This window comes from Stenotrophomonas sp. A3_2, from assembly GCF_036624925.1.
GTDB lineage: Bacteria > Pseudomonadota > Gammaproteobacteria > Xanthomonadales > Xanthomonadaceae > Stenotrophomonas > Stenotrophomonas hibiscicola.
The window spans coordinates 60,805-80,287 of record NZ_JAZKVY010000257.1; the positions used below are offsets into that span (position 1 = coordinate 60,805).

Genomic DNA, 19,483 nt, shown 5'->3' on the forward strand with positions numbered 1-19,483 from the left:
GTGCTTTCAGCGCGCGAGGTACTGCTGGGTCGCGCTGTCGAAGGTGTAGTGCACGGTGTCACCGGCACCCAGGGTGCGGGTCCTGCCGGGGCCTTCGAGGGTGGTGCCCTTGAAGGTCACGGTCAGTCGCGGCAGGCCGTTGCCATCGGCAGCGAAGGCCAGTTCGCCGTCGCTGCCGGTGCAGGGCATCACGTTGCCTTCGTCGCAGGCGGCGCTGTTGTCTTCGCCTGTGCGCACCGTACCGACATAGCGCCAGACCTTGCTGTCCACGTCGTCTTCGCTGCGCCTGGGGTTGAACAGCAGCAGCGCATAGCCGGTGCTGCTGACGCCGCGGTCGAAGCTGCTGGTCGGCACCGCCAGCAGCAGGCGGCCGTCGGCGGTGCGATGTTCAAGCGGCTTGCGCCGGGTATCGACGTCGTCGGCCTTGTCGTACGCGCCCAGTGCGCCGATGGTCCATTCCTGGCCACGGAACTTCCACGGCTTCTTCGCGTCGGTGCCGACCAGCACGAAGGTGGCCTCGGCGAGGTTGGCGCGGTCGTCCGGACCGGCCTGCGTCTGCTCGCCAGGCTTGCCGTAGTGCTCGCGGGTATCCCAGGAGAAACCCGTGTAGTACGTAGTGCCATCGAGAGTGAAGGTGTGGCCGAACCAGAAGGTCGCCACGCTGCCGTTCTGGACCTCATAGGAGGTCGCGCCATCGCCATCCACTTGATAGGTGAAATACATCACGGTCGGCGCGTCGGGCGGGGTAATGGCGGTGTCGGGAGAGGTGTTCTGCATCGTGGCAACATCCTGTCGGGGCGCATTGGCAGCCTGCGCAGGGGCGCCGGGCTGGGAGGACGAGGGGACCGGATCGGCGGCGCTGCAGGCGGCAGCGGAAAGAGAGACGAGCAGGCACGCCGCGAATGCGCGCAGAGGCCGCAACGGCAGGGTCCAGCGTAGCTTGGGGGGATGTTGCATGCGCCTCTCCATGGTCAGCGTTGCCGGGCCAGACGGCCGGCAGGGAACCGCGCCACGTCCACCAGGGACGGGAGCGAGGACATGAGCCGGTCGATTCCTTCGACCTCGCATTGGGAACTCATGCCCCACCATCTTGGCACAGATCGGCGGCCCGTCAAATAGGGCAGTGCCAGATGCCCTTCCTGTGCGATCTGGCTCTCAGATCTTGCCGTCGCGCAGGTAATCGAACAGCTCGGCGTCGCCCTTCAGGCCCAGTTTGAGCATGGCATCACCTTTCTGCCGGCTGATGGTGCTGACGCTCTTGTGCAGCTGAAGCGAGATTTCCTTCACGGTCATGCCGGTGCCGAGCAGCCGCAGCACCTCCACCTCGCGTGGCGACAGCGGCTTGCCGTCACCCTCGCGCATGCGCCAGCTGCCGGCAGCCTCGACCCGCTCGCGCAGGCTGCGGCTGATGTAGGGCTGGCCGCGGTAGACCGACTGGATGGCCTGCGGCAGCTCGTCCATCGACGAACTCTTGTCGACCAGGCCGAGCACGCCGCTGTCGAGCACCATGCGCAGGATCGCCAGATTGCTGGAGACGCTGAGCATCAGCACCGGCAGGTCTGGATGACGGCGGCGGATCATGCCGATCATGGCGAAGCCGTCGGCCTGCGGGCTGCCCGGCATGGAGTAGTCGGTCACCAGCAGGTCGCAGGGCTGGCTGCCGAGCAGGGCCATCAGCGCCTGCGCGCTGTCGGCTTCGCCGACCACGCGGCCCACCCCGCTCGATTCGATGACGGCGCGGGTACCGATACGGACCACCGGGTGGTCGTCTGCGATGATGATGCGCAAGCTCATGCTCTAGTATGGCCACCGGGCTGGCTGGGCCGCGACCATCGCGGTCCCTGGCAGGATTCTAGGAGATCGACGCCGATGCGTAGCTGGGCTGTTCGCGGGCTGGTCCTGCTGCTGGTCGTACTGGCGCTGCCGGCAGCGTTGGCGCAGGCGGTGCCCGGGCCGTTGCCGCTCAGCCCCCTGCAGCGCGAGTACCTGGCCGCCCATCCGAGCATCGTCGTGGGTCAGTATGACAGTGGCTGGCCACCGTTCGAGTCCCTCCGTGATGGCCAACAGGTTGGCCTGGGTCCGGATTATCTGTCGCTTCTTGCCCGTCAGTTGGGCGTGAAGGTGGAGGCAAGGCGCTACTCCGACTGGACATCCGTGCTGGATGCGGCATGTCGTGGCGAAATTGATGTGGTGATGAACGTCGGGCTCAGTGCCGACCGCACCCGCTGCATGGTCTACACCGCCGCCTATGGCGAGGCCCCGCTGGCCCTGGTGGGGCGCCCGGATGACCTGCGTGCCTCCGACAATCCCGATCTGGACGGACTGCGGGTGGTGATCGAGCAGGACTTCCTGACCGGGCCCCAGGTGCGCGCCCGCTTTCCGCATGCGCGCCAGCTTGTCGCAAACAACTCGTTGGCGGCCTTGGAGATGGTCAGAGACGACAAGGCCGACGTTTACATCGGCAATGCCTATGTGGCCACCGAACTGATCGCCCGCGAGGACCTGCAGGGCGTCGTGCTGCTGCGCCCCAGCGATCTCCCGCCGGAGCGACTGCACTTCGGCATTCCCAACGGCAAGCAGCCACTGGCCGAAGCGCTGGACCTGGCGCTGGCCGCGACCAGCCAGGCCCAGCGCGATGCGCTGGCGCAGCGCTGGCTGCCACCTCCGCGGTGGTCGGCATCGGCACAGCTGGCGCTGAGCCAGGCCGAGAAGCGGGTACTGGAGCAACCGTTGAGGATTGGCTTCGCGCCGAACGCGGCGCCACTGTCGTTCGCCGACCAGGATGGCAACCCCAGCGGCCTGGCCAGCGAATACCTGCGCCGCCTGCTGCAGGCCGGCGCCAACCTGCAGGTGGAAAACAGCCATGACTGGTACGAAGTGCGCGAGAAGGCGCGCCGCGGCGAGCTGCAGGCGGTAATGGGCATTCCGGCCGATTCGCGCTACCTGGGCCCGGACTGGGTGTTCAGCCAGCCCTTCATCAGCGTGCCGAACGTGATCGTCAGCCGGCGCGACAGCCCGGCGCTGCTGGGCCTGTCAGACCTGCAGGGCAAGCGGGTGCTGCTGTCCGATCCGGAGCGCGTGCGTGGTTATGTGCTGCAGCAGGCACCGCAGGCCCGGATCATCGCGGCGCGCAGCGCGGAACAGGCCCTGCAGCGCCTGATCAATGGCGACGCCGACGCCTATATAGGCAACCTGGCCGTGGTGGACCACCTGCTGCGCAACCGCTTCCCGGGGCGCCTGCAGGTGGTCGCACCGGCCGGCTTCAACGATCAGCTGGTGCTGGCTGTCGAGCGTCGCCATGCCGCCCTGGCCACCACCTTCGACCGCCTGCTGCTACAGATGACCCCACGCAAGCGCGAAGCCCTGCGCGGCGACTGGCTGGCCGTCGAATACCGCAACGGCCTCGAGTGGACCCGCGTGGCGCGCTGGGGCGTGCCGCTGCTGCTGGTGCTGCTTACCGCGCTGCTGGTGCACGCCATCGGGCATTGGCGGCTGCGCCGTGAGGTAGCCGGGCGTCGCCATCTGGAACAGCGCCTGGCCGAAGTCACCGACAACCTGCCCGCCGTGGTCTATCAGGCACGCCGTGCGGCTGACGGAACCCTCAGTTTCCCGTTCATTGCCGGTGACCTGCAGGCGTTGTTCGGGATCAGCCGGCAGCAGGCCGAACAGGATGCAACCTGCCTGCTGGAGCGCATCGAGGAAGATGACCGCGAGCACATCCTGCATGCGGTCGAGCAGGCGGCGCGGCAGTTCGCGCCGCTCATTCTTGAGTTCCGGCTGCGTCCTGAAGGCACCGGCGCGCGCTGGGTGCGCAGCCAGGCCCATCCCTATGCTGCGGAAGCGGGCGCGGTGATCTGGAGTGGTTACTGGGTGGACGTCAGCGAGGCGCGTGCGCAGGCCGAGGCCCTGACTGCGGCCAAGGCAGAGGCCGAACAGGCCGCGGAGGCGAAGTCGCGTTTCCTGGCAACCATGAGCCATGAGATCCGCACGCCGATGAGCGGCGTGCTGGGCATGCTTGAGGTGCTGGCCCATTCGCCGCTGGATGCCGAGCAGCAGCGCATTCTCAACGTGATCGAGGATTCCGCGCAGATGCTGCGGCAGATCCTCGACGATATTCTCGATTACTCGCGGCTGGAGGCCGGCGCACTGCGCCTGGAACCGGTGCCGCAGCCGCTGCGGCCCTTGCTGGAGAGCGTGTGCCGGTTGCTGTCGGCGCAGGCCAGTGCACGTGGGCTGGACCTGCACGTGCAGATCGACCCACAGCTGGCAGCGGCGCACGAAGTGGATGGCGTGCGCCTGCGCCAGATCGTGTTCAACCTGCTCAGCAACGCCATCAAGTTCACCGTGCGCGGCGAAGTGCGGTTGCAGCTGGAAGTGCTGGGGCCGACCGCCGAGGACGGCAGCCAGCCGCTGTGCCTGAGCGTCACCGACACCGGCATCGGAATCGCGCCGGAACAGTTGCAGCACCTGTTTGCGCCGTTCACCCAGGCCGGTGCATACATCCAGCGTGACCATGGTGGTACCGGCTTGGGCCTGAGCATCTGCCAGCGCCTGGTGCAGATGATGGACGGCGAACTGGAGCTGCACAGCACGCTGGGCGAGGGTACCCGCGCCGAGGTGCGGCTGTCGCTGGTGGAAGCCGGCCGTGGCGATGTTGAAGCGCTTGCCGCCGAGGAGGAACAGGCGGCGCTGCTGCCGCCGGCGTTGCGCGAGGCACGCGTGCTGGTGATCGAAGATCATCCGACCAACCAGGCGATGATGGCCTGGCGCCTGCAGCAGCTGGGTGTGCCGCATGTGCTGGTCGGCGATGGCCAGCAGGGGCTGGACCGGTTGGCGTCGGAGCCGTTCGATCTGGTCATCACCGATTGCCGGATGCCGGTGCTGGATGGCTTCGCCTTCACCCGCCTGCTGCGCGAACGCGAGGGTCGCAACGGCCAGCCGCGGCTGACCGTACTGGCGCTCACCGCCAGCGTACTGGACGACGATGCACGGCGCTGCCGCGAGGCCGGCATGGACGAAGTACTGTCCAAGCCGCTGTCGCTGGCAACCCTGCGCGCCGCGCTGCTGCGCTGGTTGCCGCAGGCGCAGGGACTATCGGTTGTGGAGCCGCAGGCCGGACCCGCTGCCGACGATGGCGGGACGCTGCCTGATCTGGCCAGCCTGCAGCGGCGGTTCGGCTCACGCGTGGTGGCCGAGCAGCTGCGCGACAGCCTGTTGCAGGCCAGCGAGGGCGATCTGGCGACCGTGCAATGCGCCGTGCAGGCCGGCGACCGCGAAACCGCGGCGCTGCACCTGCATCGCCTGGCCGGCGGCATGGGTGCGGTTGGGGCGACGGTGCTGGCCGGGCAGGCCAACGCACTGGTCGAGCGCCTGCAGGATGCGGGCGAGACCGATCCGGCACCGGTGTTCGCCGCTGTAACGGCGTTCGTGGCACGGCTGCAGCACCAGCTGCAGCGATTGGCTCACTGAGCCGACTGCTGTTGCAGGTAGGCGATCACCAGCGCGCGGCGTTCGGCGCTGGGAAAGGCGTTGTACATGCGGGTGCCGGGCACCACGTGGGTGGGCGACTGCAGGAAGGCATCCAGGGTCTGCGCGCTCCAGGTGATGTCGGCGCGGCGCATGCCCTCGGAATAGCCGTAGTCGGGCAAGCTGCCGGCGCGGCGGCCGATCACGCCATGCAGGTTCGGCCCGAAGCGGTGGATGCCGCCGGGCTGCACGGTGTGGCAACCGGCGCACAGTTCGAACGCGCGCTGCATGGCCTGCTGCCGGGCCTGTTCGGGCGTGGCGGGCGCAGCAGGCGGGCGCTGGCAGGCCGTGGCGAGCAGGGACACGGCAATGGCAATGAGCAGGCGGTCGGCGCGCATGGGCGGCAGGATAGCGGTGCGGTCGAGCCGCCGGGCTGCGACACGCGGTCGCAGCCCGGGGCGATCACATGCCCGAGTAGTTCGGGCCGCCGCCGCCCTGCGGGGTCACCCACACGATGTTCTGGGTGGGGTCCTTGATGTCGCAGGTCTTGCAGTGCACGCAGTTCTGCGCGTTGATCTGCAGGCGCGCGCTGTCGGCTTCGCCGACGAACTCGTACACGCCGGCCGGGCAGTAGCGCGCTTCCGGACCGGCGTACTCGGCCAGGTTCACCTTCACCGGAATGCTCGGGTCCTTCAGCGTGAGGTGGCTGGGCTGGTTCTCGTCGTGGTTGGTGCTGCTCAGGAACACCGAGCTGAGGCGGTCGAAGGTCAGCACGCCATCCGGCTTCGGGTAGGCAATGCGGGTGTGCTTGGCCGCCGGCTCCAGGCAGGCATGATCCGGCTGGGTGCGATGCAGGGTCCACGGCGGGTTGCGCACGCCCAGTTTGGGCAGCAGCCACTGCTCCACGCCGGTCATCAGCGTGGCCACGGTCTGGCCCTTCTTGAACCACTGCTTGAAGTTCTTGGCCTGCTGCAGTTCGGTGAACAGCCAGCTGGCTTCGAACGCCTTCGGGTAGGCGCTCAGTTCATCGTGCTGGCGATCAGCAGCCAGCGCGTCGAACGCGGCGTCGGCGCACAGCATGCCGGTCTTGATCGCGGCGTGGCTGCCCTTGATGCGGCTGGCGTTGAGGTAACCGGCCTCGCAGCCGACCAGCGCGCCCCCGGGGAACACCGTCTTCGGCAGCGACAGCAGGCCGCCGGCGGTGATCGCACGGGCGCCGTAACCGATGCGGGTGCCGCCCTCCAGGTGCTTGCGGATGGAGGGATGGGTCTTGAAACGCTGGAACTCCTCGAACGGGCTCAGCCACGGGTTCCTGTAGTCCAGGCCGACCACGTAGCCGATGGCGACCTTGCCGCCGTCGGCGTGGTACAGAAACGCGCCGCCGTAGGTGTCGCTGTCCAGCGGCCAGCCGGCCGCATGCACCACCAGCCCCGGCTCATGCCTGGCCGGGTCGATCTGCCACAGTTCCTTGATGCCGATGCCGTAGGCCTGCGGGTCCTTGCCTTCGTCCAGTTTGTAGCGGGCGATCAGCTGGCGGCCGAGGTGGCCGCGCGCGCCTTCGGCGAAGACCGTGTACCTGGCGTGCAGCGCCATGCCGCGCTCGAAGGCCGGGCCGATGCTGCCGTCCTTCTCGATGCCCATGTCGCCGGTGGCCACGCCGATCACTTCACCGTTGTCGCCGAACAGCACTTCTGCGGCGGCAAAGCCCGGGAAGATCGCCACTTCCAGCGCCTCGGCCTGCTGCGCCAGCCAGCGGGTCACTTCGCCCAGGCTGATGATGTAGTTGCCTTCGTTGTGGAAGCACTCCGGCAGCAGCGCGTTGGGCGTGCTGCGTGCGCCGGTCTCGCTGAGGAACAGGAATTCGTCGCGGGTGACCTTCTGCTTCAGCGGTGCGCCGCGTTCGGCCCAGTCCGGGAACAGTTCGGTCAGTGCGCGTGGGTCCATCACCGCACCGGAGAGCACGTGCGCGCCCGGTTCGGAGCCCTTTTCCAGCACGCATACCGACAGCTCGCGACCGGCTTCGATCGCGCGCTGGCGCAGGCGGATCGCGGTGGCCAGGCCGGCAGGACCGGCGCCGACGATCACCACGTCGAACTCCATTACTTCACGCGGGGGCAGGGCGTTGGCTTCAGCGCTCATCGATTGCATGACTCGTGGGTAGGGCCGGCATCGGGGCCACCGGCGGTGCCTGGGAATCGCGCGTGCGGCCACGGGCGAAACGGTTGTTTGAATGTGTCAGGGTACCGGGACGCGCGTGATCGAGCTAGATAGACGCCGTTCACCGCACGATTGCTGCAGCGCAGCGTAGTGCCTCAGCCCTGGTGGTGGGCCAACCCTGGTCGGCACGCGCTGCCCGGATGACCGACAATGGCCGGGTCCTGACTGCGTGTGAGTGCCATGGCTTTGCATCCGTACGATCTGTTCGATGTCCGTTCCCTGCTCAATGAGGAAGAGCGTGCGGTGCAGGAGAGTGTCGCCCGCTTCACCGACGAGCGCGTGCTGCCGATCATCGGCGATGCCTTCGACCAGGCCCGTTTTCCGTCTGAACTGGTGCCGGAGATCGCGTCACTGGGCCTGCTCGGCGCAACGCTGCCGACCGAGTACGGCGGCGGTGGCCTCGGCGCGGTCAGCTATGGCCTGATCTGCCAGGAGCTGGAGCGCGGCGATTCCGGCCTGCGCAGTTTCGTCTCGGTGCAAAGCTCGCTGTGCATGTACCCGATCTACGCCTATGGCAGCGAGGAACAGCGCCAGCAGTGGCTGCCGGCGATGGCGCGCGGCGAGCTGATCGGCTGCTTCGGCCTGACCGAGGCGCATGGGGGTTCCGATCCTGCCAGCATGAAGACCCGCGCCGTGCGCGACGGCAGTGACTGGCGCATCAGCGGCAGCAAGATGTGGATCACCAGCGGCCCGGTGGCCGACCTGGCGATCGTCTGGGCGCAGACCGAGGACGGGATCCAGGGCTTCGTGCTGGAGAAGGGCATGGCCGGCTTCAGCACCCAGGAAATCAAGCACAAGATGAGCCTGCGTGCCTCGCTCACTGGCGCGCTGTACTTCGATGACGTGCGCGTGCCCGACAGCCACCGCCTGCCCAACGTGAAGGGCCTGAAGGGACCGCTGGGCTGCCTCACCCAGGCCCGCTACGGCATCAGCTGGGGCCCGATCGGTGCGGCCATCGCCTGCCTGGATGAGGCGCTGGGCTACGCCAAGGAGCGCGTGCTGTTCGGCCGCCCGTTGGCGGCCACGCAGAGCGCGCAGATCAAGCTGGCCGAGATGGCCCGCCGCATCACCACCGCCCAGCTGCTGGCCCTGCAACTGGGCCGGCTGAAGGAAGCCGGCCAGCTGCAGCCGCAGCAGGTCAGCCTGGCCAAGTGGAACAACTGCCGCATGGCCATCGACATCGCCCGCGAGTGTCGCGATCTGCTCGGTGGGGCTGGCATCACCACCGAGCATGTGGCGATCCGGCATGCGTTGAACCTGGAATCGGTGATCACCTATGAAGGCACCGAGACCGTGCACCAGCTGGTGATCGGCCGCGAACTGACCGGCATCAACGCGTTCTGAGTGCACCGGTAGTGCCGGCCGCTGGCCGGCATTGCCGGGTAGGGTGGGCGGTAAGGGACGCCTATCCGGAGATGCAAGCTGAATGAAGAACAATCCCGCTGTGAGGCTGCTGTTGTGCCTCCCGCTGCTCTTCCAAGCCTCCGTGCTGCAGATGGCGTGGGCAGGCAACAGGGATGGGGCATGGGCAGGCAGTTATTCGCAGGCGAGCGATCTGTGTACCGAACCGGGCAGCGGACGTAGTTGCCGCGATGGGTTCAGGGACAGCCTGTCGATTGTCGAAGAATCACTGGGCTATACGGTTGAGCTGCACAGTACCCAGGCGATGCAGCACGTCTGCTCCTTCGTGCTGCATATGAAGCCAGAAGGCGGAAAACTGATTCATCAGTCCGAACCAGGCACAGTGGCTATCGAGAAACATGCAGGTGTACTGAGAGTCTCATCCGGCGGGATCGACCCGACGGCAACGGGCTTGGGCATGTGCGGTGCGCATGCCGATATTGATGGCCTGGAGTTTTCTTCTGTGGGCAATAGCACGCGTTCCGGCAACGCGATGGCGAGCGCTCCTGATTGATCCAGGCGGAAGGCATCCACGCATGGCATGGATCTACTGCGCGGCTGTCGGGTCCGCCTTGAAGCGAGCCGAGCACCGCAGGTCCGGCGGGGGCGAAGAGGCGCGGGTGTCTGAGCGCAGCGAGTTCCGCGCCGTCCCCCGGCGGGCCGAGGAGCGCAGGGTACCGGTGCGAAGCACCGGCTCGCGACCTGGCGGCGTGTTTCTTTGGTTACTTTCTTTGCACGAGCAAAGAAAGTGACACCTCCCCGCAGGCGCGGAAATGGGCCCGCCGGGCATGGCTCGGTGCTACCGCTGCGTGCGCGCGCTCAGCCCTTCTGACTCACCGCCACGCTCCCCAGAATCAACGCCCCCGCCACCAACATCTGTACCGTCACCGCCTCCCCTAGGAACAACCACGCGAACGCCGCGCCGAACAACGGAATCAGGTAGGTCACCGTCGACGCCCGCGACGGGCCGATACGACCGATCAGGCGATAGAACATCAGGAACGCCAGCCCGGTACAGGCCACGCCCAATGCGATCGCCGCGCCCCAGGCCTTCAACGGAATCGCCGCCTGCGGCCAGTGGCTGACCGCCATCGGCAGCATCCACAGCGAGGCGCACGACAGCGTTGCCGCCGCGGCGGCGGCCGACGGCAACCCGGTCATGTGCCGCTTCACCAGGTTCACGCCCAGGCCGTACAGCAGCGATGCCGCCGCACCGGCCAGCACTGCGGTGCCGATGCTCAGGCCGGAAACCTTGGCCGTGGCCAGCACCACCACGCCGGCGAAGCCGACCAGCAGCGCCCCGGCACGGCGCATGCCGATCTTCTCGCCGAAGAACAGGAACGCGATCAGCGCGGCAAACAGCACCGTCATCGCATTGCAGATCGCGCCGATCGCCGCCGGCGCCTGTTCCGCTGCATAAGCGAACAGCACGAACGGCAACGCCGAGTTGATCAGGCCGATCGGCGCCAGCCACAGCCAGCGCCGCGGCGGGAACTGCGCGCGGGCGCGCCACAGGAACGGCAGCAGCACCAGCGCACCCAGCACCAGCCGCACCTCGACCAGCGCGAACGGGCCGAACGACGGCACCGCCACCCGCATGAACAGGAACGAGCAGCCCCAGATGGCGCCCAGCAGGGTCAATTCCAGCGGCGTGCGCCAATCGCGCTCGGCCGCCTGTGGGACCGCATTCATGCCTTGCCTCCGTACATCGTCAATTCTTCGCCAATGCGGACAGGATCAGGCGCAGACGCCCGCGGCACAAGCGCGTAGTATCGCTGCCAGCCACAAATATGGTTTGAGGCTTGACATGCTGCTACGCCCTTCCCTGCTACCCGCACTGGCCGTGTTCGCGGTCGCGGCGCGCCACCAGAACTTCGCCCAGGCCGCGCAGGAGCTGCACCTGACCGCCAGCGCGGTCAGCCACCACGTCCGCCGCCTGGAAGAAGTGCTGGAAGTACGGCTGTTCCTACGCCACGCCCGCGGCGTGCGCCTGACTGCCGAGGGTCGGCAGCTGGCCGACGCTGCCAGCGCCGCCTTCACCGATGTCGCGGCCGTCGCCCATCACCTGCAGCCGGATGCCGACAGCGTGCCGCTGCGCATCACCACGCTGCGCTCGCTGTCCTACTGCTGGCTGCTGCCACGGCTGCCGCGCTTCACCCAGGCCTACCCGCACATCCGCATCGAGCTGCATACCGGCAGCGGGCTGGATCGCTATGACGACAACGGCCCGGAAGTGGGCATCCGCTACGGCCTGGGCCAATGGCCCGGCCTGCGTGCGCAGCACCTGATGGATGACTACCTGTTCCCGGTCGCCTCACCGGCACTGGCCGGCGTCGAAACGCTGGTCGATCCGGCGCGCATCGCCGACCTGCCGCTGCTGACCGACCTGTCGCCGCAGGGCTGGCGCGACTGGTTCCGCCACGCCGGCGTGCGCACGCCGTCGCCGCTGCCACCCATGCACACCTTCGCCGACAGCACCGACGCGATGCGTGCAGCGGTGTATGGCATGGGCGCGGTGCTGGCGCGCACCCACATCGCCCAGCCCTACCTGCAGCGCTACGAGGTGGTGCGCCTGCCCGGCCCGGCGCTGAAGGCGCGCTATGCGTATCACGTAGTGCATGCCGAAGGACAACCGCCCAGCCCGGCCGCACGCCTGTTCATCGACTGGCTGCTGGAACAGGCGCAGGACGAACGCACACCGATTCCGGCATTGCCGGACAGCCTGCTCGGGCGCCCGGCCACGCCCACCTGACTTCGCCCTCACCCATTCTTTGCCCGATGCTGGCTAGGCTGCAGGCAACTCCACAACGTACCTACGCCATGGCCATGCTGCGACTGCGCATTACCGGAACCGAAGACGACGCCCGTGCCATCAGCGACCTGCTGCTCGGCCTGGATGGCATCGAGCATGTCGAGGAAACCGACGACCTGATGCCGCACATGGACGACGACGACTCCAGCTCGGCCGGGCTGTCCGATGACATCGGCCCGGGCATCCACGAGCTGGAAGTGGAAGTGGGCAATGAAAGCACCGCGCAGAAGGTGCGCGACGCCGTGCAGGATCTGGCGCTGGAACTGGATGTGTTCGTCGAGTACGAAACCGACGAGGGCTGATGCCGGCGGGCTGCCGGCATCAGCCTTGACCTCAGCGGTTGGGCGGCAGCTTGCGACGGTGGCGACGCCACCATGCGCGCACGCCCCAGGCTGCGACCAGGGCCAGCACCGCCACCGGCAGCAGCGCGGCAACAGCACGAATCAGGAACGCCACGCTGGTGCTGAGAATGCTGCCCGACTCGCTCAGCGCCTCGCCGATCTCACTTCGGCTGCGTTGGCCCGAAGTGGTCTCGAAGTGCAGCGTCACCAGCTGGGTATCGATGCGCCGGCGCTGCTGCGCGGCGTCCTTGTTGGCCTGCTCGACACCCGCCTCGATCTCTGACAGGCGCGTGGTGATCGCCATCAGATCTTCGATCTTCAGGTCCTTGCGGTCCTGGTAGGACAGCAGGCGGGCGTGCTCCTTTTCAAGCCGCGCCTTGGTCAGCGCCGTGTCTGACACGGCCTGTGCCAGATCCTCGGCGCGGGTGGTGCGCGACTGCAGCGTTCCGCCCTCACCGGCCATCGCGATCAGCGGCTCGGCGCCCTTCGGCGCGATGCGCACCTTGACCTCACCGCTGGGTTGCTCGCCACTGCGCTGGTCGACCTGCAATACCGCGCAGTCGCCGAACTTCGCGCTCTGGCAGGCTTGGGCGATCTGCTGGATGCGCGGCGCGATCTTTGCCGACTCCAGCTGCACCTGCACGTCATGTTCATAGGCGAGGAACGCACCTTCTGGCGACGCGACGGCCGCTTCGGCGGCCGGGGCGCCCGCATCCGCGGCCATGTCGCCCTGCTTGGCGCAGCCCGCCAATGCCAGCAGCACCACCGGCATCGCCAGGCTGCGCGTCCAGGCGCGCGCGCCCGTCACAGTGCGGCTCCGTCGTAGGAGGTCACCGAAAGGCCAGCCAGATCGACCTGCGGCACGCAGCGCACGTTCACCGCCACCATCGGTGTGCCGCTACGCGGATCGACCGCTTCGCTGTAGGGGGCGACGCCACATTCGCGGCAGTGGTGATGGTCGATGTGGGCCTTGTTGAAGTGGTAGGTGGCCACGTCAGCCGGATCGGTGGTCAGCTGGAACGCCGCACGCGGGGCGAACCACAGCAGGCTGCCGCGACGCCGGCACATCGAACAGTTGCAGTCGATGACGTCGCTGATCGGCGCCTCGGCCTGTACGTTGAATGCGATCCTGCCGCAATGGCAGCTTCCTTGGTATTCCATGTCCTGCGCTCCTTTGGAGGGTCCTTGAATCCGCCCATGGTAATCCTATGGCACGGGGACAAAGCAGCGACGGGGCCCTATGCTCAGGGTTTGACCCCGTACAGGAATGCCGATGCGCCCGCATCTTCTTGCCCTCGCCCTGGTCGCTGCGCTGGCCGGTTGCCAGCCGGCCGACGCCCCGACCAACGCTTCCACCCCGGCCGCCAGCCAGCAGGCCGGTGATGCGGCGGTCGATGCCGCCTTCGCCGATCTCTCCAAGCGCGCGCTGGATACCTGGATGCAGCTGTCGCCGGTCAGCGCCACCCAGATCGGTGACCACCGCTACGACAGCGAACTGGACGACCTCAGTGCCGCCGGCCAGCAGAAGACCGTGGCCGCCTACAAGGCGCTGCTGGGCGAGCTGGACAAGATCGACGTGGCCAAGCTGGGCCGCGAGAACCAGGTGGACGCGGCGATCCTGCGCAACCAGCTGCAGTCGGAAATCTGGAACGCCGAAGTGCTGCAGTCCGGCAAGTGGGACCCGCAGCTGTACAACGGCATCGCCGGCAGCGCGATCTACGGCCTGATGGCGCGCGAGTTCGCGCCACTGCCGGAGCGCCTGAAGTCGGCCACCGCGCGCATGGAAAAGCTGCCGGCGATCTTCGCCCAGGCCCGCGAGAACCTGGATCCGGCGCGCGTGCCGAAGATCCACGCCGAGACGGTGGCCAAGCAGAACAAGGGCATCCTCAGCATCGTCGATACCTTCATCACCCCGCACATCGGTGAACTGCCGCAGGCCGACCAGCAGCGTCTGCAAGCGGCCATCGACGGCCTGAAGAAGGCGGTGGACGAGCAGCAGACCTGGCTGGACAAGACCCTGGTGCCGAACGCCAAGGGCGACTTCCGCATCGGTGCGGAAAAGTACGACCAGAAGCTGAAGTTCGCGCTCAGCTCCTCGCTGTCGCGCCAGGAGATCGGTGACCGTGCGCGCGCCGAACTCAAGCGTGTGCGCGAGGACATGTACGGCATCGCGCAGACCGTGCTGAAGGACAAGCCGGGTGCGCCGGAGATGCCGGCCCAGCCGACCGACGAGCAGCAGCAGAAGGCGATCGAAGCTGCGCTGGAACTGGCCTACGCCGACAAGCCGGCACGCGACAAGGTCGTCGACGATGCCAAGGCCGCGCTGGAGCAGTCCACCGCATTCGTGCGCGAGCACGACCTGATGACGCTGCCCGATGCGCCGGTGGACATCATCCTGATGCCGGAATTCCAACGTGGCGTGGCCGTGGCCTACTGCGATTCGCCGGGTCCGCTGGACAAGAACCTGAAGACCTTCTACGCCGTGTCGCCGATTCCGGACGACTGGAACGACAAGCAGGTCGACTCGTTCCTGCGTGAGTACAACTCGCGCATGATCCACCTGCTGAGCATCCACGAAGGCACCCCGGGCCATTACCTGGAGGGCTGGCATTCGGCCAAGTTCCCTTCCACCCTGCGTGCGGTGCTGCGTTCGGGCCTGTTCGCCGAAGGCTGGGCGGTCTACACCGAGCGCATGATGCAGGAGCAGGGTTACCTCAACAACGACCCGCTGTTCCACCTGGTGCAGCTGAAGTTCTACCTGCGCACGATCTCCAACGCGATCCTCGACCAGGGCGTGCACGTGGACAACTGGGATCGCGAGAAGGCGATGCACCTGATGACCCACGACGCGTTCCAGCAGGAAAGCGAAGCGGCCGGCAAGTGGGTGCGCGCGCAGCTGACCTCGGCGCAGCTGCCGACCTACTTCGTCGGTGCGCAGGAACACTTCGACACCCGCAAGGCGGTGCAGGAGAAGCTGGGCGACAAGTTCAACCTGAAGGCGTACCACGACCAGGTACTGTCCTACGGCGCACCGCCGGTGCGTTTCGCACGCCAGCTGATGCTGGACCAGCCGATCGAGTGATCGCGCCGGTGTGAGCTGAATGATAACGGCCCGGGGAAAAACCCGGGCCGTTTTCTGTTCTGGCGGTTGCGAACTGCCATCCTGGTGGGTGCGAACCTTGGTTCGCACCGCTTCTGCCGCCACTCAATCAGACGATGTGGATATACAGCTTCCTCGAGTCCAGTCTCAAATCGAGGAAGTACTCCACACCACACCCGCGGCAGGCAGCGGGACAATCCTCATCGCTCCCACGTTGGTTCTCCGAGGCATCAGCCACCACCGGATATCCACAATCAAAACACGTAAAGGCAATGTTGCTGCCATGGGGGTCGGCCCATATTTCATCTCCATCACCGTCCATTACAAGAAAGTCCGTGATGTTCATGATTCACCGGGATCGCTTGGTTGATTGCTGGAGACTACTCGAATCCGAGCATAAGGGGCGCGAAGCTGCTTCCGTCTCATCACACTGCGACGCCGCCATCCATCCCGGATTCAAGGTGAATGCAACAGGTTGTTGAACTGCGCTTCACTGCAACCCGACTGCGCGCAGCCCGGCAGCATCAGCTCCACCCGGCCCGGCGGCTGTGCGTCGGTCAACGGGATCGCACCACGTAGCTGCTCGCGCGTGGGATAGACATACACCAACCGGTAACGCACTTCACCGGCCCCACGATCACGCCAGCGCTCGAACTGCAGCAGGCCGCCGATCGGCGTCTTCTCGTACTGCCCCGGCAGGCTGTAGTCCGTGATTCCCAACGCCACCAGCACCGAACCAATGTTGGAATCGTGGCCGACCAGCAGGCTCACCTTTGGCGATGCCGGGTCCTCGAACAACGCATTCACTCTTGCCAGCAGCGGGGCGGCCACATCGCGCGCCACTTCGGGCGTTCCGAACAGGATGTCCTGGTAGCGGTTGCGGATCTGCGCCAGCGCCTGCCATTGCGCCTCGGTGGTCAACCGGCCCCAGCCTTCGCGGGGGATGCCACTGCCCTGGTAGTGCTCCATCAACAAGGCATCGACCAACCCGCTGGCCAGGGCCAGCGAACCGGACGCGCGTGGTTCCTTGCCCGGTTCCGCATTGAAGATCGTGTCGGCCAGCATCAGATGGCACTCGCTGTGCCCCGCACAGGCCGCCGACTGCGGGTAGCGGGTGATCTGCTCCACCACGGACAGTGCCGGTGCCAGTTCCGATGCGGCCAGCGCTCGCTGCATTGCCGACATAGCGCGCTCGCGGAAGACCGTGTCTCTGTTGTGGATCACCGGATTGAACATCGGTTCCATCGTGCCCAGCGCCATGCGCTGCTCGACCGCGACATGACAGCCCGGGAAGGCACCGGCAACGAAGAACTGCGCGGTGGCCTGGGTGCGCTGAAGGCTGTTGGCATGGGCGTGGAAGTCAGCCAACTGCGGGCAACCCGAAGCCGGCAACAGCTGCGCCTGACGCAGCCACTGGCCCATGTAACGGCCCATATAGACCTCCAGCACGCCGCCTTTGGTGGTGAGCTCGCCTGCGCCCACGTCCCAGCCTGGCCAGCGCTCCGGAGTGGCATTGGCCAGCGCGCCCGACGCCACCACCGGCGCGCGCAGGTTGTGGCGGCTGAGCAGGATGACCTGCTCAAGTGAGCCCTCACGTGTTCCGCTCACCTCGCCATTGTCCGCCATGGCTGGAACAGCGGTCACAAGGCTCGTCACCAGCGATAGGCAACGAAAGATACGGAAGTGCATCCGAGTCTTTGAGCACGATTGAACCTGCATCACTGCTCCTATAGTGCAGATAGAGTCTCGAGCCCATGTCTGCTGATCAACGGTCGGCACGGCAATGTCAAAACGGTGAACAGACCGTTCTCCGAGCTACCGAATGGGGATGGTAGCACCGTCAACCCATGACCTCCCCGACACGCGATGCAAACGCATCCAGTCGTGAAATATCCAGTGATCGCCTCCCACTCGAGGATGCTCCCTGAGTCACGTCCTCGTCTGATTGATACACGCGAGCGCCGAACCGATCCAGGATCTCGACGCCGCCCTGCGCTACATCCCCGGCCCCGACATTCAAGAGAAGCTCCAGGCATCAGAACAAGCCACGGACACAACGCGCAGAGCAGCTTGCTCGACTACGAGACTGACGCAGAAATTAAAAGAGAAGTCCTACGCAACGAACCCGCTACCACTGACAGCAAGTAGCCATACGGACGGCGCATTCTTGATGCCGACCAAGGGATGTGCCCTGGTCATCAACACACATCTATAAAAGGAAATACGTCATGCACGCATCCGCAACCATTTCAGATCCAAACGCCGTCGCCGCATGGATGAAATCATCCAGCGCAAATGCAAGATCCCTCGACGCAGTGTTTGAAACCGAGGCGGACGAAATCAAAGTAGCCGCATTCAGCAGTGACTGCTGCGGATCGAACAATTACGAAGAGCGCTGACAGACTCCGTTGATGGCACGCGGCGTGGATGCGTGTCATCAACACTATCAAACAGGATCAGAATCACGATGACTCGCAGTCATGACGGCATGAGCCGAATAGCACAAAGCCCAGAACAAAGCCGCATGCGATGCGATGGAACATTCCCCTTACCAAACGACACATCATCATCGACCGCAATCATTGCCGCGACGACTCGATCCAATATTAATCGCGCTATCGAACTCCGCAGAAGGGGATTGATCACCGAGATAATTGGCACAGATCCCGCTTACTCGACAACGCCATCCGACGCGCTTCGCAAACTGGAGGGTGATGCGGGAATTCACACCATTATCGTGTTCAGTGACCAGCTTACATCCAGCCTTGACGCTCCTGTCTTGACGTCCCACCACGGGCAGCAGCGCTACCTGCCTCTGGTGGAAGGAGTCCTCAACTGCATCCACGAATTTCAAATCATGACAGGCACATGCGATGACACGATCAAATTGCCACCCAGCTCACCCATCACTTCCGTTCTGCGCACTATTTCGAACCATCTGGATTCCAACCAGAAGCTTGGAGGAGACTGGCTCGCGCAACCAGTTCAGACAAAGCGATGGCCTGCTACACGGCTAGCCGAGAGCAGATTCCGTCAGCGTGTCTTTCACTCAGCTCTGATGCACATGTACTGGAAGCATCCTGACTTCAATCCCAAGCATTTCGATTGGCTCCATGGACAACTCATGAACCTCTACCGCGCATCGCAGCCAGCAAAGGAGGTCCAGGATGCACGAAAGTCAAGCACATGAGAGTCGTCAGCCTGCCCCGGAGGCCACCTTTCGGCACAGCGTCCAGACAGAGCAACAGCTTGGATTGACCATTTCCGATAGGGAAAGGAAAGCCATCCTCTCCGCATGCGAAGTCAGCGGACTCGATATGGATTCCTACTACAGCTGGTATCAATCGAAAGCCTCCATCAGCTCCCAGTTGGCTGACCTTTGCCGCCCGTCACTGTTGGAGGCGGTCCACTGCATCGACCGTTCCGACTACTCCTCAATCGATGGAAAGCTCCCTGCCGACAGGGGAGTTGTGATCGCACTGCCGCATCACGGCCACTATATCCTGTCTGCGGTCCGTCTGATGGAGCACATTCGCCATCTGCGTGACATCTACATCTTCTATGGCGACCCAAAGAACCATGCAGGCAACGAATTGTTCGACGACCTGTACCACCGGCTCTTCAATCACGCCGGATGCCGCGCGAGCATCATCCACTCGAATGCCAGAGGGATAGGCATAGCGCTTCGCGCACTGAAAAATAGAGCTGCAGTCATCATGATGCCCGATGTCCACCGCTTTCGCGAAGAAGCCTATTGCATTCCATTTTTGGGGCGCCCCTTGGACATCATGCTGGGAACCGCCGCAATGGCGCGCAAAACCGGAAGTTGCATATTGCCAGCCATCTCCGTCGTTGACCGGGATCTTCGAGCAACTATTACTTTCGGAGATGCCATCGAGCCTATACAGACGCGAGCATCGCTTCCATCTGAAGTAGCTGACTACTGGACGATGGCTGAAGTCTATCGTTTCCTTGAGCGTGCAATGGGACCTCAGGCCATCTATTGGCAGTACATCAGGCAACACTTCATGAAATCCTCCAAGTTCCCGATGTTCCACCCCGAAACAATCGATGAAGCTTGGCACATGTTCTCCAATGACCCGCGAACCAAGCCACACACGCGTTATACGGCATGCCTGGATTGAA

18 protein-coding genes are annotated in these 19,483 nt (G+C 65.4%); 9 read left to right on the plus strand and 9 right to left on the minus strand.

What is annotated here, in order from left to right; translation table 11 throughout:
* Positions 1-6: 6 nt before the first annotated feature.
* Together R5H29_RS11725 and R5H29_RS11730 are read right to left on the minus strand one after the other, a co-directional pair.
* Complete coding sequence (locus R5H29_RS11725; RefSeq protein WP_332329208.1) at positions 7-777, minus strand: hypothetical protein; 771 nt, start codon at positions 775-777, stop codon at positions 7-9.
* 378 nt (positions 778-1,155) lie between these two features.
* A complete protein-coding gene (locus R5H29_RS11730; RefSeq protein ID WP_019661903.1) occupies positions 1,156-1,794 on the minus strand; it encodes a response regulator transcription factor in 639 nt (212 codons plus the stop codon).
* Positions 1,795-1,869: 75 nt separating this feature from the next.
* Between R5H29_RS11730 and R5H29_RS11735 the strand changes: the two genes are divergently transcribed.
* The gene (locus R5H29_RS11735; RefSeq protein WP_332329209.1) at positions 1,870-5,469 is read left to right on the plus strand and encodes an ATP-binding protein; all 3,600 of its coding nucleotides are present in this window, start codon (positions 1,870-1,872) and stop codon (positions 5,467-5,469) included.
* Here the strand turns inward: R5H29_RS11735 and R5H29_RS11740 are convergent.
* Both R5H29_RS11740 and R5H29_RS11745 read right to left on the minus strand, forming a co-directional pair.
* Entirely contained in the window at positions 5,463-5,864 is a 402-nt protein-coding gene (locus R5H29_RS11740; protein ID WP_021202094.1) for a cytochrome c family protein, read from the minus strand. The two genes, R5H29_RS11735 and R5H29_RS11740, sit on opposite strands and share 7 nt — an antisense overlap.
* 64 nt (positions 5,865-5,928) lie before the next feature.
* Positions 5,929-7,605 (minus strand): electron transfer flavoprotein-ubiquinone oxidoreductase, encoded by a 1,677-nt coding sequence (locus R5H29_RS11745; RefSeq protein ID WP_019661900.1) that lies wholly within the window; start codon positions 7,603-7,605, stop codon positions 5,929-5,931.
* A 258-nt stretch (positions 7,606-7,863) separates the two neighbouring features.
* Here R5H29_RS11745 and R5H29_RS11750 point away from each other — a divergent pair, with 258 nt between their 5' ends.
* On the plus strand, positions 7,864-9,027 hold the full coding sequence (locus tag R5H29_RS11750) for an acyl-CoA dehydrogenase family protein (protein WP_021202093.1): 1,164 nt from the start codon (positions 7,864-7,866) through the stop codon (positions 9,025-9,027).
* Between the two features lie 82 nt (positions 9,028-9,109).
* Entirely contained in the window at positions 9,110-9,598 is a 489-nt protein-coding gene (locus R5H29_RS11755; RefSeq protein WP_332329210.1) for a hypothetical protein, read from the plus strand.
* A 305-nt stretch (positions 9,599-9,903) separates the two neighbouring features.
* Here the strand turns inward: R5H29_RS11755 and R5H29_RS11760 are convergent, their stop codons facing one another.
* Positions 9,904-10,776: a DMT family transporter gene (locus R5H29_RS11760; protein WP_180877845.1), complete on the minus strand. Its 873-nt coding sequence runs from the start codon at positions 10,774-10,776 to the stop codon at positions 9,904-9,906.
* Between the two features lie 115 nt (positions 10,777-10,891).
* Between R5H29_RS11760 and R5H29_RS11765 the strand changes: the two genes are divergently transcribed.
* Both R5H29_RS11765 and R5H29_RS11770 read left to right on the plus strand, forming a co-directional pair.
* A complete protein-coding gene (locus R5H29_RS11765) occupies positions 10,892-11,836 on the plus strand; it encodes a LysR substrate-binding domain-containing protein (RefSeq protein WP_171952267.1) in 945 nt (314 codons plus the stop codon).
* A 68-nt stretch (positions 11,837-11,904) separates the two neighbouring features.
* Positions 11,905-12,198, plus strand: a complete 294-nt coding sequence (locus R5H29_RS11770; RefSeq protein WP_021203661.1) for a hypothetical protein — start codon at positions 11,905-11,907, stop codon at positions 12,196-12,198.
* Between the two features lie 31 nt (positions 12,199-12,229).
* Here the strand turns inward: R5H29_RS11770 and R5H29_RS11775 are convergent, their stop codons facing one another.
* Together R5H29_RS11775 and R5H29_RS11780 are read right to left on the minus strand one after the other, a co-directional pair.
* Entirely contained in the window at positions 12,230-13,009 is a 780-nt protein-coding gene (locus R5H29_RS11775) for a DUF4349 domain-containing protein (RefSeq protein ID WP_332329215.1), read from the minus strand.
* A 32-nt stretch (positions 13,010-13,041) separates the two neighbouring features.
* Positions 13,042-13,398, minus strand: coding sequence for a GFA family protein (locus tag R5H29_RS11780; RefSeq protein WP_134729418.1), 357 nt, complete (start codon positions 13,396-13,398; stop codon positions 13,042-13,044).
* Between the two features lie 112 nt (positions 13,399-13,510).
* Here R5H29_RS11780 and R5H29_RS11785 point away from each other — a divergent pair, with 112 nt between their 5' ends.
* The gene (locus tag R5H29_RS11785; RefSeq protein ID WP_111102004.1) at positions 13,511-15,319 is read left to right on the plus strand and encodes a DUF885 domain-containing protein; all 1,809 of its coding nucleotides are present in this window, start codon (positions 13,511-13,513) and stop codon (positions 15,317-15,319) included.
* Between the two features lie 127 nt (positions 15,320-15,446).
* Here R5H29_RS11785 and R5H29_RS11790 read toward each other — a convergent pair whose 3' ends face one another.
* Together R5H29_RS11790 and agp are read right to left on the minus strand one after the other, a co-directional pair.
* A complete protein-coding gene (locus R5H29_RS11790; protein ID WP_043396519.1) occupies positions 15,447-15,683 on the minus strand; it encodes a hypothetical protein in 237 nt (78 codons plus the stop codon).
* A gap of 110 nt (positions 15,684-15,793) precedes the next feature.
* On the minus strand, positions 15,794-16,963 hold the full coding sequence (gene agp, locus R5H29_RS11795; RefSeq protein ID WP_332329216.1) for a bifunctional glucose-1-phosphatase/inositol phosphatase: 1,170 nt from the start codon (positions 16,961-16,963) through the stop codon (positions 15,794-15,796).
* A 602-nt stretch (positions 16,964-17,565) separates the two neighbouring features.
* Between agp and R5H29_RS11800 the strand changes: the two genes are divergently transcribed.
* From R5H29_RS11800 to R5H29_RS11810, 3 genes are all read left to right on the plus strand, one after another.
* The gene (locus R5H29_RS11800) at positions 17,566-17,736 is read left to right on the plus strand and encodes a hypothetical protein (protein ID WP_157999904.1); all 171 of its coding nucleotides are present in this window, start codon (positions 17,566-17,568) and stop codon (positions 17,734-17,736) included.
* A gap of 68 nt (positions 17,737-17,804) precedes the next feature.
* Entirely contained in the window at positions 17,805-18,527 is a 723-nt protein-coding gene (locus R5H29_RS11805) for a hypothetical protein (protein ID WP_332329211.1), read from the plus strand.
* Positions 18,505-19,482, plus strand: coding sequence for a hypothetical protein (locus R5H29_RS11810; RefSeq protein ID WP_167692744.1), 978 nt, complete (start codon positions 18,505-18,507; stop codon positions 19,480-19,482). Before R5H29_RS11805 ends, R5H29_RS11810 begins: the two co-directional genes overlap by 23 nt.
* The last annotated feature ends 1 nt before the right edge of the window (position 19,483 follow it).

Bases quoted from the DNA above. Each gene is read 5' to 3' on its own strand.
- R5H29_RS11800 (WP_157999904.1), top strand. From the start codon at position 17,566: ATGCACGCATCCGCAACCATTTCAGATCCAAACGCCGTCGCCGCATGG.
- R5H29_RS11750 (WP_021202093.1), top strand. From the start codon at position 7,864: ATGGCTTTGCATCCGTACGATCTGTTCGATGTCCGTTCCCTGCTCAAT.
- R5H29_RS11790 (WP_043396519.1), bottom strand. From the start codon at position 15,683: ATGAACATCACGGACTTTCTTGTAATGGACGGTGATGGAGATGAAATA.
- R5H29_RS11745 (WP_019661900.1), bottom strand. From the start codon at position 7,605: ATGAGCGCTGAAGCCAACGCCCTGCCCCCGCGTGAAGTAATGGAGTTC.
- R5H29_RS11755 (WP_332329210.1), top strand. From the start codon at position 9,110: ATGAAGAACAATCCCGCTGTGAGGCTGCTGTTGTGCCTCCCGCTGCTC.
- R5H29_RS11770 (WP_021203661.1), top strand. From the start codon at position 11,905: ATGGCCATGCTGCGACTGCGCATTACCGGAACCGAAGACGACGCCCGT.
- R5H29_RS11765 (WP_171952267.1), top strand. From the start codon at position 10,892: ATGCTGCTACGCCCTTCCCTGCTACCCGCACTGGCCGTGTTCGCGGTC.
- R5H29_RS11760 (WP_180877845.1), bottom strand. From the start codon at position 10,776: ATGAATGCGGTCCCACAGGCGGCCGAGCGCGATTGGCGCACGCCGCTG.
- R5H29_RS11780 (WP_134729418.1), bottom strand. From the start codon at position 13,398: ATGGAATACCAAGGAAGCTGCCATTGCGGCAGGATCGCATTCAACGTA.
- R5H29_RS11735 (WP_332329209.1), top strand. From the start codon at position 1,870: ATGCGTAGCTGGGCTGTTCGCGGGCTGGTCCTGCTGCTGGTCGTACTG.
- R5H29_RS11805 (WP_332329211.1), top strand. From the start codon at position 17,805: ATGACTCGCAGTCATGACGGCATGAGCCGAATAGCACAAAGCCCAGAA.
- R5H29_RS11775 (WP_332329215.1), bottom strand. From the start codon at position 13,009: ATGCCGGTGGTGCTGCTGGCATTGGCGGGCTGCGCCAAGCAGGGCGAC.
- R5H29_RS11785 (WP_111102004.1), top strand. From the start codon at position 13,511: ATGCGCCCGCATCTTCTTGCCCTCGCCCTGGTCGCTGCGCTGGCCGGT.
- R5H29_RS11730 (WP_019661903.1), bottom strand. From the start codon at position 1,794: ATGAGCTTGCGCATCATCATCGCAGACGACCACCCGGTGGTCCGTATC.
- R5H29_RS11725 (WP_332329208.1), bottom strand. From the start codon at position 777: ATGCAGAACACCTCTCCCGACACCGCCATTACCCCGCCCGACGCGCCG.
- agp (WP_332329216.1), bottom strand. From the start codon at position 16,963: ATGGCGGACAATGGCGAGGTGAGCGGAACACGTGAGGGCTCACTTGAG.
- R5H29_RS11810 (WP_167692744.1), top strand. From the start codon at position 18,505: ATGCACGAAAGTCAAGCACATGAGAGTCGTCAGCCTGCCCCGGAGGCC.
- R5H29_RS11740 (WP_021202094.1), bottom strand. From the start codon at position 5,864: ATGCGCGCCGACCGCCTGCTCATTGCCATTGCCGTGTCCCTGCTCGCC.